This window comes from Wolbachia endosymbiont (group A) of Clivina fossor (assembly GCF_964026865.1).
Taxonomy (GTDB): Bacteria; Pseudomonadota; Alphaproteobacteria; order Rickettsiales; family Anaplasmataceae; genus Wolbachia.
The window spans coordinates 93,958-111,761 of record NZ_OZ034707.1 but is presented as its reverse complement, the minus strand read 5'-3'; the positions used below and the strand labels follow the sequence as shown (position 1 = coordinate 111,761).

At 36.2% G+C, this 17,804-nt stretch carries 17 protein-coding genes and 5 pseudogenes; 17 read left to right on the top strand and 5 right to left on the bottom strand.

The annotated features are described in order from the left end of the window. Window positions 1-22 precede the first annotated feature (22 nt). A pseudogene (locus AAGD99_RS00600) lies at window positions 23-916 on the bottom strand (transposase); the annotation flags it as partial. Between the two features lie 81 nt (window positions 917-997). Here AAGD99_RS00600 and AAGD99_RS00595 point away from each other — a divergent pair. Then, window positions 998-2,012 (top strand): IS630 family transposase gene (locus tag AAGD99_RS00595; protein WP_341822214.1). Its coding sequence is split into 2 segments (ribosomal slippage): window positions 998-1,462 and window positions 1,464-2,012, totalling 1,014 coding nucleotides; the frame shifts between segments, so codons are not numbered across the junction. A 7-nt stretch (window positions 2,013-2,019) separates the two neighbouring features. Here AAGD99_RS00595 and AAGD99_RS00590 read toward each other — a convergent pair. Beyond that, window positions 2,020-2,472 (bottom strand): annotated as a pseudogene (locus AAGD99_RS00590) (IS110 family transposase); the annotation flags it as partial. 213 nt (window positions 2,473-2,685) lie between these two features. After that, on the bottom strand, window positions 2,686-3,183 hold the full coding sequence (locus tag AAGD99_RS00585; protein WP_341822300.1) for an ankyrin repeat domain-containing protein: 498 nt from the start codon (window positions 3,181-3,183) through the stop codon (window positions 2,686-2,688). Window positions 3,184-3,253: 70 nt separating this feature from the next. On the opposite strand from AAGD99_RS00585, the pseudogene AAGD99_RS00580 reads away from it, so the two are divergent. From AAGD99_RS00580 to AAGD99_RS00545, 8 genes and pseudogenes are all read left to right on the top strand, one after another. Beyond that, a pseudogene (locus tag AAGD99_RS00580) lies at window positions 3,254-4,268 on the top strand (IS630 family transposase). Between the two features lie 27 nt (window positions 4,269-4,295). Continuing rightward, window positions 4,296-5,318, top strand: a complete 1,023-nt coding sequence (locus AAGD99_RS00575) for an IS110 family transposase (protein WP_341822299.1) — start codon at window positions 4,296-4,298, stop codon at window positions 5,316-5,318. A 23-nt stretch (window positions 5,319-5,341) separates the two neighbouring features. Beyond that, window positions 5,342-6,025: a hypothetical protein gene (locus AAGD99_RS00570; RefSeq protein ID WP_250295878.1), complete on the top strand. Its 684-nt coding sequence runs from the start codon at window positions 5,342-5,344 to the stop codon at window positions 6,023-6,025. 181 nt (window positions 6,026-6,206) lie between these two features. Continuing rightward, a complete protein-coding gene (locus AAGD99_RS00565; RefSeq protein WP_410529921.1) occupies window positions 6,207-6,359 on the top strand; it encodes a hypothetical protein in 153 nt (50 codons plus the stop codon). A 13-nt stretch (window positions 6,360-6,372) separates the two neighbouring features. Beyond that, window positions 6,373-8,289 (top strand): annotated as a pseudogene (locus tag AAGD99_RS00560) (DUF4815 domain-containing protein). 11 nt (window positions 8,290-8,300) lie between these two features. Continuing rightward, entirely contained in the window at window positions 8,301-9,503 is a 1,203-nt protein-coding gene (locus AAGD99_RS00555) for a hypothetical protein (RefSeq protein ID WP_341822297.1), read from the top strand. Window positions 9,504-9,505: 2 nt separating this feature from the next. Beyond that, a complete protein-coding gene (locus AAGD99_RS00550) occupies window positions 9,506-9,691 on the top strand; it encodes a hypothetical protein (RefSeq protein WP_341822296.1) in 186 nt (61 codons plus the stop codon). Next, window positions 9,688-10,677: pseudogene (locus AAGD99_RS00545) on the top strand (hypothetical protein); the annotation flags it as partial. The gene AAGD99_RS00550 and the pseudogene AAGD99_RS00545, both read left to right, overlap by 4 nt. Before the next feature lie 47 nt (window positions 10,678-10,724). Here the strand turns inward: AAGD99_RS00545 and AAGD99_RS00540 are convergent. Beyond that, a protein-coding gene (locus AAGD99_RS00540; RefSeq protein WP_341822214.1) for an IS630 family transposase occupies window positions 10,725-11,739 on the bottom strand; the annotation gives its coding sequence in 2 pieces (ribosomal slippage) (window positions 10,725-11,273 and window positions 11,275-11,739; 1,014 coding nt in all). Window positions 11,740-11,942: 203 nt separating this feature from the next. Between AAGD99_RS00540 and AAGD99_RS00535 the strand changes: the two genes are divergently transcribed. The 8 genes from AAGD99_RS00535 (at window position 11,943) to AAGD99_RS00500 (ending at window position 16,747) form a co-directional block, all read left to right on the top strand. Next, window positions 11,943-12,293, top strand: a complete 351-nt coding sequence (locus AAGD99_RS00535; protein WP_341822295.1) for a hypothetical protein — start codon at window positions 11,943-11,945, stop codon at window positions 12,291-12,293. A 4-nt stretch (window positions 12,294-12,297) separates the two neighbouring features. Continuing rightward, complete coding sequence (locus AAGD99_RS00530; protein WP_341823180.1) at window positions 12,298-12,864, top strand: hypothetical protein; 567 nt, start codon at window positions 12,298-12,300, stop codon at window positions 12,862-12,864. A 55-nt stretch (window positions 12,865-12,919) separates the two neighbouring features. Continuing rightward, the gene (locus tag AAGD99_RS00525; RefSeq protein ID WP_341822294.1) at window positions 12,920-14,077 is read left to right on the top strand and encodes a phage tail sheath subtilisin-like domain-containing protein; all 1,158 of its coding nucleotides are present in this window, start codon (window positions 12,920-12,922) and stop codon (window positions 14,075-14,077) included. A 41-nt stretch (window positions 14,078-14,118) separates the two neighbouring features. Further along, window positions 14,119-14,625: a phage major tail tube protein gene (locus AAGD99_RS00520; RefSeq protein WP_341822293.1), complete on the top strand. Its 507-nt coding sequence runs from the start codon at window positions 14,119-14,121 to the stop codon at window positions 14,623-14,625. Window positions 14,626-14,701: 76 nt separating this feature from the next. Continuing rightward, the gene (locus AAGD99_RS00515; protein ID WP_155969101.1) at window positions 14,702-14,938 is read left to right on the top strand and encodes a hypothetical protein; all 237 of its coding nucleotides are present in this window, start codon (window positions 14,702-14,704) and stop codon (window positions 14,936-14,938) included. After that, the gene (locus AAGD99_RS00510) at window positions 14,914-15,204 is read left to right on the top strand and encodes a type II toxin-antitoxin system RelE/ParE family toxin (protein ID WP_341822292.1); all 291 of its coding nucleotides are present in this window, start codon (window positions 14,914-14,916) and stop codon (window positions 15,202-15,204) included. Before AAGD99_RS00515 ends, AAGD99_RS00510 begins: the two co-directional genes overlap by 25 nt. A 141-nt stretch (window positions 15,205-15,345) precedes the next feature. Continuing rightward, window positions 15,346-15,615 (top strand): phage tail assembly protein, encoded by a 270-nt coding sequence (locus AAGD99_RS00505; protein ID WP_341822290.1) that lies wholly within the window; start codon window positions 15,346-15,348, stop codon window positions 15,613-15,615. Between the two features lie 109 nt (window positions 15,616-15,724). Continuing rightward, on the top strand, window positions 15,725-16,747 hold the full coding sequence (locus AAGD99_RS00500) for a phage tail tape measure protein (RefSeq protein ID WP_341822289.1): 1,023 nt from the start codon (window positions 15,725-15,727) through the stop codon (window positions 16,745-16,747). On the opposite strand, the gene AAGD99_RS00495 is transcribed toward AAGD99_RS00500, so the two are convergent. After that, window positions 16,742-17,756 (bottom strand): IS630 family transposase gene (locus AAGD99_RS00495; protein ID WP_341822251.1). Its coding sequence is split into 2 segments (ribosomal slippage): window positions 16,742-17,290 and window positions 17,292-17,756, totalling 1,014 coding nucleotides; the frame shifts between segments, so codons are not numbered across the junction. The genes AAGD99_RS00500 and AAGD99_RS00495 overlap by 6 nt on opposite strands. Window positions 17,757-17,804: the final 48 nt, after the last annotated feature.

Below are 17,804 nucleotides of genomic sequence, written 5' to 3'. Positions count from 1 at the left end.
TGATACGACCCTTATTTTTCTCCTAAGAAACTCCCTCAACTAGCTCTTCCTGTTGCACCAAGATATAACCAAAATCCCGTGCCTTTTTGATCAAATTTTTCACGACTCTCTCTTTGTAACGTGTTTCGTAATAGTTCATTCCTTTTTCTACATACTTTTGTCCGTATCTCAACATTTGATAGAAGATACACGCTAATTTCCTTGCTGTAGCAGTAATTGCTTTTGGGGATCCTAGTTGCTTTTTTAATCTTCTATAATATGCACCCAATGCACTCTTACTTTTTCCCACGGCATAAGCAGCCATTCGAAAGGCATTTGCAGCACGATTGATAACCTCACGAGTTCTTGTCCTAAATACTTTTTCCCCTGTAATCTTATTAGCAGGACTTAGCCCTAACCATGAAGTAAAATGCTTTTCTGATCGCCATTTACTGTAGTTAATACCAATTTCCGAAATAATAGCTTGTACAGTTAGTACATCAAATCCAGGAATTTTAGTAAAATCTATACCGGTTACTCGATACAATTCTTCACGCAAGGCAAAGTTTGGCTTATCTTTTCGATACTTACTTCTTTCCTTGCTTAACTCTTTACTCTCGTCAGATTTCGCTTCAAATGTCTTATAGTGGTTTTCAATATTTTTGTCACACTCTGCTATTTTTTCCTGATAAACATTGTATAGTTCAAATTCCTGCTGTAATGCAAATAAATGTTCCTCTCTGTAGTCACCTGTTAGTGCTTTGGCAATAGCCGATTTATCACTCTTTATTCGCACATCCCTTAATTCAGCTAATTTATTAGGATTTCTTTCACCTTCGATTATAGCCTTAATAATTTGCATTCCAGTGACACCTGTTATATGGCTTATTACTTTATGTAACTGAATATTCATTTGTACTAACGCCTTTTGCATCCTATTAATACCAATTCCTAAAAATAAATAGACGAATAAAGAAAAATTTCTAAAATAGAATAATTTAAGAATTAGTGGGGAGTTATGGCAGGAAAAAGTAAAGCAATAGGAGAAGAATTATATAATAAGTGTAACCTGGAATTAAAGAAGCACGGCATAAGAGGAGAGATAGGAAGAAGATTACAGGCAATAATATCTGCAAAAGAATATGGAATAACAAAAGTTGCTCAAATATACCGAATTACTAGAACTACATTGATGAAGTGGATTACAAGATTTAAGGAAGGAGGAGTCAATGCGTTTAAAATACAACCAGGACGTGGAGTAAAGCCGAAGTTGAGCTACAAGCAGCAAGAAGAAATTAAAAATGTCATAGCAGAAGAAGGAGCCAACCTAACGGCTAAGAAATTAAAAATCATAATTGAGAAAATGTTTTCTATTGAGGTAAGTAAGTCTACAGCACATAGACTGATGCAAAAGTTAGGTTTTTCGTATATTACTCCAAGGCCTGTGCACAATAAACAGGATAAAAATAAACAAGAAGAGTTTAAAAAAAAATCTTAATGAAACTATTGTCACGTATCCCGAAAAAGAGCTATTTTTCTTCGATGAGTCGCGGTTTGGCACACATTCAAAGATTGGACACGGGTGGTTTAAAAAAGGCATTAGGACACAGGTTAAGGTAAAATTAGGTAGGCAAAACTTTTATCTCTATAGTGCAGTTAATCCTAGAAATGGAGAGAGTTCTAGCTTATTCGTACCAAACGTCAATACTGATTGTATGAATATATTCCTTGAGCAGATGTCACAATATTTAGGAACAAGGGAGGCATTTCTTGTTGTGGATTGTGCAGGATGGCATAGATCCAAAGGTTTAAAAATACCACAAAATATTACCTTAATCTATTTACCTCCATATTCACCAGAGTTAAATCCAGTAGAGCGTTTATGGCAATATTTGAAAGACAATCTCATTAAAAATAGAATATATGACTCTGTTAGTTTATTGGAGGATACTGTATGTGCATTCATTCGTAATATTACGGAAAGTTCGATCAAAACCATTTGTTCTGTGAGTTATTTGCCTACTTATTTATGAGATTTGGTATAATATGTGTAGTCGCACTTTCTGTAAGATTTTTACGTTGCCGAACATAACTACGCAATATGCACATTTGATCATCTGGCCTAAACGATCCTTGGATTAACCCATAACTGTGTAGTTGTTGTAGCCATTGGCAATCCTGGACGTCTGATTTTCTCCCAGGTACATTTTTTACATGCCTTGCATTTGCCAGTTTTACTTCGAATCCATACGATTCAAGTACTTGGAACAAAGGAATCCAATATACTCCTGTTGACTCCATAGCTACTGTAGTAACTTTACACTTCTTTAACCACTTTGCTATATTGTGAAGATCTTCTGTGAAGCAGCTAAACTTTTGTACACGTTGTTCATCTCTTTCTTCAGGTACACATACATAATGCACAGATGAACCGATATCTATTCCTGCTGCGTTAGGATTCATTATCTCTAATTTACTTTTTGCTTTTTTCATGGTAGCTCCTATAATTTGTAATAACGAAGTGCTTCAGCTTGGGAATGGTTAAGATTATACAATCTCCTAAACGAGGTAGTCATAAAATATGGCTCCATCAATGGTTCGAACGTTCCTCCCAAAACCATGCTATGAAACGGGCACTTATGGCACCAGTGAAAAATTCGGTTATAACTGCAAAAGCACCTCCTGTACAATTGTACTTAAAAACTGCTAAAAACTTAAATTGGAGAGTTTCTTCCTGGTTTGACAGATTTTTCTGTTCGGTGCTATGAACTCTCTCTGCTTATTTGCGATTTTTACGTTCTCTAACACTTCTTTTATCTCTTTATTATTTCTCGCATAATCCATTGGCGTTTTGCCAAATTTATCCTTTTGCTCTACATTTGCTCCCGCTTTTACTAGCTCTTCTACTATTTTTACCTCACTTACCATGCATGCCAGGTGTAACGCGGCAAATTTGCTACTTCGTTCCACTGCGTTTACCTCTACTCCTGCCTTTATCAGCTCTTTTGTATTTTCTACACGTTGCCCCATTACTGCTAAGTGCAGTGGTCTATATTGTCCCGCATCTGCCACATTTATATCTGCTCCTTTTTTGATTAATAACCTCACTTTTTTTGGATCTGGCATTCCCACCGCGTAATGCAATATCGTCCTTCCTTTTGTGTCTTTTTTATTAATATTTTCTATTGAGTTATCTAATACCAATTCCTAAAAATAAATAGACGAATAAAGAAAAATTTCTAAAATAGAATAATTTAAGAATTAGTGGGGAGTTATGGCAGGAAAAAGTAAAGCAATAGGAGAAGAATTATATAATAAGTGTAACCTGGAATTAAAGAAGCACGGCATAAGAGGAGAGATAGGAAGAAGATTACAGGCAATAATATCTGCAAAAGAATATGGAATAACAAAAGTTGTTCAAATATACCGAATTACTAGAACTACATTGATGAAGTGGATTACAAGATTTAAGGAAGGAGGAGTCAATGCGTTTAAAATATAACCAGGACGTGGAGTAAAGCCGAAGTTGAGCTACAAGCAGCAAGAAGAAATTAAAAATGTCATAGCAGAAGAAGGAGCCAACCTAACGGCTAAGAAATTAAAAATCATAATTGAGAAAATGTTTTCTATTGAGGTAAGTAAGTCTACAGCACATAGACTGATGCAAAAGTTAGGTTTTTCGTATATTACTCCAAGGCCTGTGCACAATAAACAGGATAAAAATAAACAAGAAGAGTTTAAAAAAAAATCTTAATGAAACTATTGTCACGTATCCCGAAAAAGAGCTATTTTTCTTCGATGAGTCGCGGTTTGGCACACATTCAAAGATTGGACACGGGTGGTTTAAAAAAGGCATTAGGACACAGGTTAAGGTAAAATTAGGTAGGCAAAACTTTTATCTCTATAGTGCAGTTAATCCTAGAAATGGAGAGAGTTCTAGCTTATTCGTACCAAACGTCAATACTGATTGTATGAATATATTCCTTGAGCAGATGTCACAATATTTAGGAACAAGGGAGGCATTTCTTGTTGTGGATTGTGCAGGATGGCATAGATCCAAAGGTTTAAAAATACCACAAAATATTACCTTAATCTATTTACCTCCATATTCACCAGAGTTAAATCCAGTAGAGCGTTTATGGCAATATTTGAAAGACAATCTCATTAAAAATAGAATATATGACTCTGTTAGTTTATTGGAGGATACTGTATGTGCATTCATTCGTAATATTACGGAAAGTTCGATCAAAACCATTTGTTCTGTGAGTTATTTGCCTACTTATTTATGAGATTTGGTATAACATATGGGGTTATATATGATCAACAACTTTTTAGGTATAGATGTTTCAAAAGAACATTTTGATGTTTCTCTCTCATTCATAAGCAAAAAAGGAAAACGTGAAACTAGGAAAAGGAAATTTAAAAATGATGATACTGGGTTTCAAAGTCTGCTGAACTTTCTACAAAAACATAACGTAGAAGAAGTAAAAGCTTGCATGGAAGCCACTGGTTGTTATAGCGAGGCTTTGGCTGAATTCCTTTATAACGCTAGACATTTTGTGAGTGTTGTAAATCCAGCTTGCATAAGGTTTTATGCAAAAAGTAAGCTTACACGACAAAAGAATGACCAGACTGATGCAGAAATTATTGCAGATTATTGTCAAAGACAGGAACTTTCTCGTTGGACACCACCTTCTCCTGAAAAGAAAAAATTAAAACATCTTTATCGTTGTTCAGATGCGTTAAAAGATGAATTAACATTAGTAAATAATCATTTAGAAAAGACAGAGAGACTGCCTGAAGAAGTTGTAAATGTTTGGGAAAACCTAGCAATGACCATAGAACAATCAATAGAAACAATAAAAAACTCCATATGTGAACTAGTAAAACAACACAAAGAATTGTTGGAAGATTTTCAACTCTTACTGACTATTCCAAGCATAGGAGAGGAATCAGCAGTAGCTATTTTAGCTGAAATTCCTGATATAAAAGCCTTTATAAATGCCAGGCAATTGGCAGCATATGCAGGAACTATACCAAAAAATGTAACATCAGGTTCATCTGTACATGCCAAGCCCAGATTAAGTAAAACTGGTTCACGAACATTACGTAAGGCAATGTACTTTCCTGCTATAGTAGCCAAGAATCATAACCCTATTATTATGACTTTTTGCGAAAGGTTGAAAGAGAAAGGTAAGCATAATATGGCTATTGTGGGAGCTGCAATGCGTAAGTTACTCCATATTATTTTTGGTGTCCTAAGTTCAAAAAAGGCTTTTGATCCTGATCATATAAAAAACCGCAAAACAAAGTTATCTATGGAAAGCTTGTTTATTTGATAAAGATTAAATGTAAAATTTGTATGTCAATACTCACACAGTCCGGTAGAGCAGCAATAGCAGCAAGTATAAAAGAACAGCCTATACATCTTGCTTGGGGTAGTGGTAATTCAAATTGGGAGAGTAGCCACAGAGCAGAAAAAACTTTTGTTAAGAATAGAGTAATGCTCGATCATTTCCCAGTTAAAGAGGTAAAAATCTTTCAAGGCTCAACAACCTATAAGCCAAGCATAGATTATACGATTGACAGCAATACTGGTACTGTTAAGTGCCTTGAAAATAGCTCTATTACAGCGGACAGTACAGTTACTGTAGAGTATATTCGAAGTACACCAGCAGAGCCCATTACTTCTACAAAGCTGCTTAATGAACTTGGAAGACGCATTGTTGATGAAGTCCTTTTTTGCACAGGTGATGAAAATGGAGAACTTATAACTCCTTCGGGAAGGTTTAAATCTTCAAATATGCCAACCAATAATTTATATCTTAAATTTACCTTCGATTTCACGGATGCAGCAAATCAAGTGATCAGAGAGCTAGGAATTATGGTTGGCACCAAAGTAAAAGAAGCCTTACCACCAGGGCGAAGATATTTTGAACCTAAAGATATTGAAAATCCTGGGATTTTATTGGTTTTAGAGCACACTGTGCCGCTTATCAGAACTGCAGCTACAAGAGAAACTTTTTCCTTTGTTGTAACATTTTGACATATGACAATAGTCTATTTTTTGAAAGAAAAACACTTCGATCAGAAGAATCAACAAAATCTAAGTTCATTATTCAACGTTCTTGTAACTTTTTTGTTGACGTACAAGACGGTATCTGTACCTTAAATTTACTTTCGATTTCACGGATGCAGCAAATCAAGTAATACGGGAACTTGGGGTTATGGTTGGTACAAGGGTAAAAGAAGCAGGACAGAGATATTTTGAACCAAAAGATATAGAAGACCCGGGAATTTTATTGGTACTTGAACACACGGTGCCACTTATTAGAACTGCAGCAACCCGTGAAACTTTTTCATTTGTCGTTACATTCTGAAGAGGGGAAAAGAATGACTTTGAATAGCTATTATAATCGCTCCGATAAAGAATACGAAAAAAGCTTGTTCCTTGCAGGAAGAGGTTTGCAGTCAGCAGAATTAAATGAGATTCAAGATTATGCTCTTTCAAGGCTTAAAGGCATAGGTGATGCGATATTCAGCGATGGTGATATTATAACGGGAAGCAATTGTATCATAGACGGGGAAAAAGTTACACTTGAAGCTGGAAAAATCTATCTTCGTGGAGCGGTTAGAAGCGTCGAAAAAGAAGAGTTTGTTATTCCACTAAGTACCACAGTTCGCATAGGTGTTTATTACGTAGAGTCTACCATTACAGAACTTGAGGATGAAAATCTTCGTGATCCTGCAATTGGTACACGTAATTATCAAGAAGTAGGGGCAGCAAGGCTTAAAGTTTCCACCATTTGGGGTTATCAAGCAGAGAGTGTTACTGTTAACTCCGCAAATGGGGAATTCTATCCAATTTATAACATTGAAAACGGAGTGTTGGTAGAGCATTCACCACCACCACAGGCAAACATAGTAACCACAGCACTTGCTCGTTATGACAAAGAAGCAAATGGTTCCTACGTCGTAAACGGTCTAGAAGTAATGTGTTTGCAGAGAGAAGAAGGGGACGAAAAGGGGAAAAAAACATTTGTGATTAATGAGGGAAAAGCTCATGTTGACGGCTATGAGATTGAGTTACCTCATAGTATTCGTGTTTCTTTTGATGAAGATCCAGACATAAAAACAGTTGAATCAGAACCACATACTTTTCAGCCAAATAGCCAAAGAGTAATGGAACTAAAAGTTAATGATTTTCCAATAAGTGAAATCAAAAAAGTAGATATAACTGTTCAAAAAACAATTGCCGTTACTCATGCTGGAGCTATTGATCCGATACCTGACTCTGCGGTACTTGAGATTATTCAAGTTAAACAAGGAGACGTTATTTATGAAAATAGTGCAGATTATAAACTAAACGCAGGAAACATTGATTGGTCATTACCTGGCAAAGAACCAGCACCTGGGAGTAGTTATCAAATAACTTATCGCTGTCGTACTCAGGTGAGCCCTGAAGATATAAATGAACAAGGATGTAAAGTAAGGGGAGCAGTTGATAACAGCTTGGTTTTAGTTGATTACACTTGGAAGATGCCCCGTTATGATTTAATCACCATAGACGCAAAAGGGGTAGTAAGGAGAATAAAAGGAATTGCGCATCCTTGGCGACCATCAATGCCAAAAGCACCTGCTGGACAATTGCTGCTTTGCTATATTCATCAGACGTGGAAAAAAGGGGAAGAGGGAAAAATAAAGATAGTGAATAATGCTATCCATGCTGTACCGATGAATGAACTCGAAGCAATGAAGAGTGGAATAAGAGATCTTTATGCGCTAGTTGCAGAGGAGCGTCTACGCAATGATGCAAATTCAAGGGATCCGACAGCAAAAAAAGGAGTATTTGTTGATCCGTTCTTTGATGATGATATGCGTGATCAGGGTATTGTTCAGTTTGCAGCAATAGTAAATAAGGAACTAGTTTTGCCGATTGATGTAGAAGTTGCAGACGTTGAAAAAGGGAAAAAACCATATCTTTTGCCGTATGAACTTGAGCCGGTATTGGAGCAGCTTTTACAGACTAAAAGTGAAAGGATCAATCCATATCAGGCATTTGATCCGATACCCGCAAAAGTTACAATCACCAAGAATACAGATCACTGGCCCGAGGTAAAGACAGTGTAGAAAAGTCCAGTGACAAGAGAATTTAATACTTCTGAAGTTTCTGAACTTTTATCCAGTAGTACAAAAGAGGAAGAGTTTATGAGAGAAGCAGTACAAGATTTTGAGATTGAAGGATTTTCCCCCAACGAAAAACTTAAGGAAGTAAAATTTGATGGCATCAGCATTCAACCCATAGCATAGAAGGCAAAAAAATGGAAAAAAGAGCTAACAATCAGGGACAAATAAAGGGAAAGGTGAAAGTACCGGCAAATATTCCAGCAGGTACTAAATTAGTACAGTTTTACGGGGGTAAAGGAAGCTACGGAGAAGCAACTTATACTGGTAAAAAAACTATTACCATAGAAGAAAGAAGAAGAGTTATCGCAGCAAGAAGAGTTGACCCTTTAGCACAAACATTTACTCTGAATGAGAGTAGGCATATAGGAGGGGTAGAGCTATGGTTTGTAAATAAAGGCAAAAAACGTGTTGTTGTGCAGATTAGAGAAACAGCAGTGGGAATGCCCTCGCAGACTGTCATTGCTGAAAGTTATATTGAGCCAAAAGATATAAAGATAGATGGCACAGCAACACGTATAGAGTGGTCACCAGTGTTTTGCCATGCTAGTCAAGAATATGCGATAGTATTACTTACCGATGATGCAGATACAGCAGTAAAGATAGCAGAACTTGGCAAGTATGATGCAGTAAATAGCCGTTGGGTAACGAGTCAGCCATATCAAGTAGGAGTATTACTGTCATCAAGCAATGCAAGTACGTGGACTCCACATCAAAATTTAGATTTAACGTTTCGGCTTTTAGCAGCAAAATTTAGCGAAGTTTCTCATGTTATTGACCTGGGCAAAGTTACAGCAAACAATACTTCAGATTTAATAATTTTGACAAATGTTGAAAAGGTAGCATTTGATACCAATGTAGAATTTATCTTAACAGATGAGGAGGGCAAAGAAAATTTTCTGTCTGATAATTTGCCACTCGCACTACGTGAGAGAATAAGTGGAGAACTAACAGTAAAAGCAAACCTAAAAGGAGGGCAAAAAAGAAGTCCAGTGTTATATCCTGGTTTACAGCTAGTTCTTGGTAATCTTTCAGAGTCCGGAGATTATGTTACGAGAAGTATTGCAGCAGGGGCTAACACTAAGATTACCATAACATATGATGCGCTGATACCCGGCACTGCAGACGTTAAAGCATATGTGCAGAAGGGGGTGGAAAAAGGGGGAGAAAAATGGCAGTTAGTAGATTTAACAGCAGGAAAACCAATTGGAGAAAGTTGGGTAGAGAGAACTCATGTGCTATCAAATTTTAATGCAAGTGAGACCAGGGTGAAATTAGTGCTTAGTGGTACGGTTGTCTATCGTCCTAAAGTCAAAAATCTACGAGTTATTGTAACGTAGAAATGCCAGATGACCAAACCAAAAGAGGATATCCTTTGCCGCATCCAGAGAACATCGCTGCACAAGATGTAGTGCGTATCCGCACAAGCATAGAAAAAATAGATGAAGATATTACCGAAAGAGAAGATGAACTTAAAAATAATTTTGAACGATTTAGATTTGAAACTTTTTTGAATTTTTGGGAATGAAGGAAGCAATAGAAGCATTACACCAAAGGATAAAGGATTTAGCAGCAAGTAGCACACCTGATCAACTTGCGTATCTTGCGAAATCGCTGGAATTGATAATAGATAAAAAAGCTATTTCCGATATTGTGCAAATGACTAAAGTAAAAGAAATAATCGATGCACTACAAGGAAGGCTTAAGGATTTAGCAGCAAATAGTACACCAGATCAGTTAGCATATCTTGCTAAAGCATTGGAATCGATAGTAGATAAGAGTGCGGTATCTGATATTGTACAGATGACAGATGGAAAGTTGAAAGAACTCTTGAGCGCTGCAAGATCGCACTTGAATGAGATAAATACCAATAAGGAAAATTCAATATCGGCGATAACTGAAGCAAAGGCAGAGTCTGTAAATGAGATCAATACGCTAAAAACTAATACCTTGGATATTTTAAAAGCATCATCAGATTCACATATATCACTACTTGATACGAGAAAGGATGCTAATATTGCAGCAATAAACAGTGTTAGCAACAGTCATAAAGATGGTCTTAAAGGTTTAGTAGAAGATTTTCGTGCTATTAATAATGTACCACCTGGTTCATCAATTATAGAAGAAATAGAAACTCGAGATGAGCAATTAAAAGCATCCCTTACAAACGAAATAAAAATTAGGGAAAATCAGCTAAGAAGCAAATTTAACTCCATCAATGATGTGCCTAGCAGTTCATCAATTATGAGAGAAGTGAAAAAGAGGAATATGGTTGAACCAGGGTCATTACCTTTCTTGTTTGGTGTGCTCAGTAGAAAAAATAATTACTATGGTCACGGAATTTTCACAACTGAATTAGGTCAATGGAGCAGTGATATAACAAAAACCGACTACATGTTACAACTACTTGCAGGTAGCCATACATACGATACAAGTTACGTTAGTTTTTATCGGCCAAGACAACTCAGTTTTATAGAGGGAAATAAAGGAACATTTATTTACGGAGAGTCATATACAAGCAGTGACTCCACGAGTCGTAATCAGATATATTATACCAAATCTCATAAATAAGTAGGCAAATAACTCACAGAACAAATGGTTTTGATCGAACTTTCCGTAATATTACGAATGAATGCACATACAGTATCCTCCAATAAACTAACAGAGTCATATATTCTATTTTTAATGAGATTGTCTTTCAAATATTGCCATAAACGCTCTACTGGATTTAACTCTGGTGAATATGGAGGTAAATAGATTAAGGTAATATTTTGTGGTATTTTTAAACCTTTGGATCTATGCCATCCTGCACAATCCACAACAAGAAATGCCTCCCTTGTTCCTAAATATTGTGACATCTGCTCAAGGAATATATTCATACAATCAGTATTGACGTTTGGTACGAATAAGCTAGAACTCTCTCCATTTCTAGGATTAACTGCACTATAGAGATAAAAGTTTTGCCTACCTAATTTTACCTTAACCTGTGTCCTAATGCCTTTTTTAAACCACCCGTGTCCAATCTTTGAATGTGTGCCAAACCGCGACTCATCGAAGAAAAATAGCTCTTTTTCGGGATACGTGACAATAGTTTCATTAAGATTTTTTTTTAAACTCTTCTTGTTTATTTTTATCCTGTTTATTGTGCACAGGCCTTGGAGTAATATACGAAAAACCTAACTTTTGCATCAGTCTATGTGCTGTAGACTTACTTACCTCAATAGAAAACATTTTCTCAATTATGATTTTTAATTTCTTAGCCGTTAGGTTGGCTCCTTCTTCTGCTATGACATTTTTAATTTCTTCTTGCTGCTTGTAGCTCAACTTCGGCTTTACTCCACGTCCTGGTTGTATTTTAAACGCATTGACTCCTCCTTCCTTAAATCTTGTAATCCACTTCATCAATGTAGTTCTAGTAATTCGGTATATTTGAGCAACTTTTGTTATTCCATATTCTTTTGCAGATATTATTGCCTGTAATCTTCTTCCTATCTCTCCTCTTATGCCGTGCTTCTTTAATTCCAGGTTACACTTATTATATAATTCTTCTCCTATTGCTTTACTTTTTCCTGCCATAACTCCCCACTAATTCTTAAATTATTCTATTTTAGAAATTTTTCTTTATTCGTCTATTTATTTTTAGGAATTGGTATTACTACCCGTATGCTGCACTTGGAGTAATATTTGTAAAAAACAGCACAAGTAGTGATATAACAAGAACATTAAACTTTGTTGGTACATCTTTTTGGAGTTCAGGGTATGAAGGAGCAGGAGCATTTGTGGGAACACCTGATAATACCAATAAATCGAGGATTTCAAAAATAACATGGAAAAATGTTTACCAATACACGAGTTCGAGTAGAGGATTTGCTGGATCAGGGAATGTAGAAATTCCAGCAGGAAAAACAGTTGCAGTGTTACTGTATACATCATCTTACCTAGATAGCAGAGGAAAAGTTAGTGAAGGTATGCTTTCAGGTGATGTACATATCTATGGTCAGTTTATCCAGTGGGGAATTTATAACATACGTAACAACTTTTTAACCGCAGGGCTTGAGGTGGATGTAGAAAGGACACTAAGAGCTTGGCAGTGTCCAGGGTTAACTAACACCTATGAGATTTGGAGGTAAAAGAGTGCCTGTCTATATTAGATTCAAAGACAACAAACAAATTGAAACAACAACGCTTAAAAGCAAGCCAACTGGGAATGATTGGTATGAGGCACCAGAAAATTTTGACTGGCAAAAAAGTTATTGTTTAACTGAAGGAGGGAAAATTGTTGAAAGGAGTAAGGAGGATATTGAGCTGGAATTACTGGAAACTGCGAAACTTTCTGCATTTTTTAGTCTTCGTGCTTATTATGATAACTATACTCACCAATATGCAGGATATTCTCATCAGAAGTCTAAGTCGTATGAGATACAAGCGAAAGCCGCAAAGAACATTCTAGCAGCACCGGAATCTATAGACGAAAAAGATGCAGAAATTATAGAGCCATTAGCAAAAGTTCGAGGAATTTCAATAGTCCAAATGGCTAAATTAATTCAGGAAAAGGCAAAAAAAGCAGTAAAAGCAATAATCAAATGTGAAGAATTGGTGGATATAGCTGAAAGGGAAATCGGTGAAGCTAAAAGTAAAGAAGAGCTGCAAACTTTGCTAGATGATTGTAAACAAAAAATGCAAAAAGTTCTAGAAAGTTAAAAAAAGAAACCTTTTCTCTATCCACTTTCCAAAATTCAACATTACAAGGAGAAAAATGACAGAACAGTTTTTACATGGGGTAAATGTTATTGAGGTTACCTCTGGTGCAAGAGCAGTACGCACAGCTAAATCATCAGTGATAGGTGTAATTGGTACTGCACCTGATGCTGACGAGCAAAAATTTCCACTGAGTAGTCCAGTATTAATCGCAGGAAGCTTAAAAGAAGCGGCAAAACTGGGAAAAAAAGGAACTTTGCCTTTTGCAGTAAATGGAATATTTTCCCAGGTTGGTGCAACAGTAGTAGTGATTCGAGTTAAAGATGCTGATCAAGAAGAAGAAACGTTAAAAAACATCATTGGAGGAGTTGATGAAGAAACCGGGGAATATGAGGGCATTCAAGCATTCCTCAGCAGTGAAAGTATAGTCCATGTTGCCCCAAGAATACTAATTGCCCCTCAGTTTACTCATCAATTATCTAGCGAAGGGTCTGTAAACCCAGTGGTTAGCGCTTTAATTCCTATAGCAGAAAAGTTAAGAGCAATAATAGTAGCAGATGGGCCAAATACCAATGATGAAGAAGCAATAAGATGGAGAAAAAGTGTAGGCAGTAGCAGAGTTTACGTAGTTGATCCGTGGGTTAGGGTGTTTGAAGGGGAGGAAAAACCGCCAAGTCCATTTGTTGCTGGTTTAATAGCAAAAATAGATAGTGAACAAGGCTTTTGGCATTCGCCTTCAAATCAAGAGATAAATGGTATTGTTGGAACAAGCAGAGCTATTGATTTTACCCTCGGTGATACAAGTTGTAGAGCAAATTATTTAAATGAAAATGAAGTAACAACGATAATCCACCAAAATGGCTACAGACTCTGGGGAAACAGAACATGTTCAAACGATGAAAGATGGGCTTTTCTGTCGGTGAGGCGTACTGCAGATCTAATCAATGATAGTCTACTGCGAGCTCATCTATGGGCAGTTGATCGAAATATCACCAAAACTTATATAGATGATGTGATTGAGGGGGTGAATTCCTACTTAGCAAGTTTAAAAGCGCAAGGAGCGATTATCAGCGGAAAATGCTATGCAACTCCAGAACTCAATACACCGGCAAATATTGCAAGCGGGAAAGTGTATTTTGATTTTGAGTTTACACCACCATATCCGGCTGAACAGATTACTTTCAGATCTCACTTAGTGAACAACCAAATACTTTAAAAGGCTTCTAAACAAAATTCAACAAATAAACGAGGAGAAAAATGCTGCCAAAAATCTTAAAGAATTTCAACGTATTTGTAGATGGTCGTGGTTATGCAGGAAAAATAGATGAAATAACCTTACCAAAACTTACTATTAAAACCGAGGAATACCGAGCAGGAGGAATGGATATTCCAGTAAGTATAGATATGGGCATGGAAAAGCTGGAAGCAGATTTCACTTTTGCTGAATATGACAAAGAACTCTTCAGGCTCTTTGGTTTAATCTATGGGAATTCAGTAGCTTTAACAATTCGAGGAATGATGCAAGGAAGCGGAATTTTTGGTTTTGAAGGAGTAATTATCAACCTTAGGGGAATATTCAGAGAATTTGATTTTGGCAGTTGGAAACCGGCTGAGAAAGCAACGCTGAAGTGTACCGTAGCTGCGCATTATTACAAACTTACTATCGGTGCTAGAGAACTTATCGAAATCGATGCTGAGAATATGATTCGCAAGATTAATGGTGTTGATCAAATGGCTTTATTACAAACGGTTTTAGGAATCTGATGTAGTTTACATATTTTTTTATTGAAAAATTCAGAGAAATGTTGTATAATTATTGTGGTATATTTTGGTAAAACATATGGCAAACTTGGGAACTAATGTAGCTCTTAGCAAAGAAACTTCACAGCATCTTGCTGAACTGGCCAAGCTCACTAAGCAGCCTGCTCAAGAATTAGCAGAAAGGCTAATCAGAGAAGCGGTTGAGCTTGAAGAGGAAGACATTTTTTTGTCTGCAGTTGCTGACGAGTATGATATTGAAGGTGCAAAAAAGACTAAAAGCGAGGATGTAGATTGGGATACACTATTATCTTCTTAGACAATGTTCTCGAGAAAGATCTTCCAAATCTTCCGAAAACAGTAAGGAAAAGGGTTATAAAAGCAATAAACGAGCGGCTTACAGTTGACCCTATTAATCTTGGTAAAGCGTTAGAGCATAGTCTTAAAGGGTATAAAGGACTAAGAGTTGGCGATTATCGTGTTCTATATTATGCAGACACTTTAAAGTATGAAGTAACCATAGTTATAATAGGACATAGAGATACCATTTACGAGAAGGCTAAAAAGATACTTAATATACACTAAATATATTTTCACTTTTTTATTGAAAAAACTTAGAAAAAGGGTGTTGCCATTCCAATAAAACACAAAGCTATAATCACAATAAAGAAATTAGTTATGTAAAAGCCAAACAGACTTTTATTTAATTAATTTTTAGGGGGAAACATGACAACAGTAAAACTTGATAATCCAATAACAGTAGAAGGAATTGAGGTTTCGGAATTAACTTTTAGACCAGTCAAAGTAAGAGACTGTTTAGCAATGGAACGTGCCGGTAGTAGTGATTTTGAAAGTGATTTTGAAAAAGAAGTTGGATTAATAGCAAACCTTGCATCTGTAACAAAAGAAACAATTTGGGAGTTATATTTTGCAGACTACATGAAAATACAGGAGGAATTGAAAGATTTTTTTCCATCGGTTACACAAAGGACTTAAGGCTAAATGTACTAATGCTCTGTTCCGTTGTAGGTGGCGGGATTGAGCAGGTACTTGAAATGGAAATAAACGAATTTATTTTGTGGACCAAAGCTGCGGGGGAATTTAAATGTCAACATTATCAGTAAAAATAGGTGCCATACTAGATGGTAGCTTTAATAGCGCAATGGCAGGAAGTAGTGCTCAACTTTCCCGTCTTGGGGGTACAATAAGGCAACTTGATACATCGATAAAATCTGTATCCAAGTTTAAGGAATTAAGCAGTGGTGTTTCAGTTGCTGGGCAGTCCTGGAGAAAGTTAGAAAGGCGAGTAAAGGCCTTGGCTCAAGAGATGAAAAAAACGGAGAAGCCAAGCAAAGATTTAAAGGCTAAGTTTGATAAAGCTAGTACATCAGTAATAAAGACAAGAACAGATTATTTAAAGAAGAAAGAAGCTCTACGTGTATTCAGTGAAGAATTAAGGAAAAGTGGAAGAGATATTAAGTCTCTAATAAGAGATCAAGATAAACTAGGTGCTTCTGTAGGTAGGCTGAGAAGTCAATATAATAAGCTAAACTTTGCTACCAAAGCATACCGGAGCTTTTCAGCAAAAAGGACACACTTTAAATCACAATTACTAGAAACAGGAGCACTTGCATTAACACTTGGAACTCCATTTAAAGCTGCAATTGATTTTGAAAGCGCTATGGCTAATATTAAGGCAGTGATAAAACTTTCTGATGATAAGGAAGATAATGATGGAGAATTCATGGAACTTGGTAAAATGTTGAAAGAGTTATCCCGAACAATACCACTATCTGCTGCAGAGTTGGCACAAATAACTACAAGTGGTGCTCGACTTGGTATTAAAGAAAAAAAAGATCTTTTAGAATTTACAGAAATAGTGTCGAAAATGGCAGTAAATTTTGGTATGAATGTAGAAGAAATAGGAAGTGATGTTAGTAGTTTTTATAACATTTATAAAATGAGCCTAAAAGATCTAAGAAACTTGGGAGACCTAGTAAACCATCTTGCAAGCAATACTTCCGTTGAAGCAAAAGATCTGATGGCAGGAATAAATATAGCCAGTGGTGCGGCAAGACAATTTGGTTTGGAGATTGAGCAGATAGCTGGCTTATACCAAATCTCATAAATAAGTAGGCAAATAACTCACAGAACAAATGGTTTTGATCGAACTTTCCGTAATATTACGAATGAATGCACATACAGTATCCTCCAATAAACTAACAGAGTCATATATTCTATTTTTAATGAGATTGTCTTTCAAATATTGCCATAAACGCTCTACTGGATTTAACTCTGGTGAATATGGAGGTAAATAGATTAAGGTAATATTTTGTGGTATTTTTAAACCTTTGGATCTATGCCATCCTGCACAATCCACAACAAGAAATGCCTCCCTTGTTCCTAAATATTGTGACATCTGCTCAAGGAATATATTCATACAATCAGTATTGACGTTTGGTACGAATAAGCTAGAACTCTCTCCATTTCTAGGATTAACTGCACTATAGAGATAAAAGTTTTGCCTACCTAATTTTACCTTAACCTGTGTCCTAATGCCTTTTTTAAACCACCCGTGTCCAATCTTTGAATGTGTGCCAAACCGCGACTCATCGAAGAAAAATAGCTCTTTTTCGGGATACGTGACAATAGTTTCATTAAGATTTTTTTTTAAACTCTTCTTGTTTATTTTTATCCTGTTTATTGTGCACAGGCCTTGGAGTAATATACGAAAAACCTAACTTTTGCATCAGTCTATGTGCTGTAGACTTACTTACCTCAATAGAAAACATTTTCTCAATTATGATTTTTAATTTCTTAGCCGTTAGGTTGGCTCCTTCTTCTGCTATGACATTTTTAATTTCTTCTTGCTGCTTGTAGCTCAACTTCGGCTTTACTCCACGTCCTGGTTGTATTTTAAACGCATTGACTCCTCCTTCCTTAAATCTTGTAATCCACTTCATCAATGTAGTTCTAGTAATTCGGTATATTTGAACAACTTTTGTTATTCCATATTCTTTTGCAGATATTATTGCCTGTAATCTTCTTCCTATCTCTCCTCTTATGCCGTGCTTCTTTAATTCCAGGTTACACTTATTATATAATTCTTCTCCTATTGCTTTACTTTTTCCTGCCATAACTCCCCACTAATTCTTAAATTATTCTATTTTAGAAATTTTTCTTTA

Bases quoted from the DNA above. Each gene is read 5' to 3' on its own strand.
- AAGD99_RS00515 (WP_155969101.1), top strand. From the start codon at position 14,702: ATGGCAAACTTGGGAACTAATGTAGCTCTTAGCAAAGAAACTTCACAG.
- AAGD99_RS00565 (WP_410529921.1), top strand. From the start codon at position 6,207: ATGGTTGGTACAAGGGTAAAAGAAGCAGGACAGAGATATTTTGAACCA.
- AAGD99_RS00570 (WP_250295878.1), top strand. From the start codon at position 5,342: ATGTCAATACTCACACAGTCCGGTAGAGCAGCAATAGCAGCAAGTATA.
- AAGD99_RS00555 (WP_341822297.1), top strand. From the start codon at position 8,301: ATGGAAAAAAGAGCTAACAATCAGGGACAAATAAAGGGAAAGGTGAAA.
- AAGD99_RS00500 (WP_341822289.1), top strand. From the start codon at position 15,725: ATGTCAACATTATCAGTAAAAATAGGTGCCATACTAGATGGTAGCTTT.
- AAGD99_RS00505 (WP_341822290.1), top strand. From the start codon at position 15,346: ATGACAACAGTAAAACTTGATAATCCAATAACAGTAGAAGGAATTGAG.
- AAGD99_RS00575 (WP_341822299.1), top strand. From the start codon at position 4,296: ATGATCAACAACTTTTTAGGTATAGATGTTTCAAAAGAACATTTTGAT.
- AAGD99_RS00520 (WP_341822293.1), top strand. From the start codon at position 14,119: ATGCTGCCAAAAATCTTAAAGAATTTCAACGTATTTGTAGATGGTCGT.
- AAGD99_RS00525 (WP_341822294.1), top strand. From the start codon at position 12,920: ATGACAGAACAGTTTTTACATGGGGTAAATGTTATTGAGGTTACCTCT.
- AAGD99_RS00550 (WP_341822296.1), top strand. From the start codon at position 9,506: ATGCCAGATGACCAAACCAAAAGAGGATATCCTTTGCCGCATCCAGAG.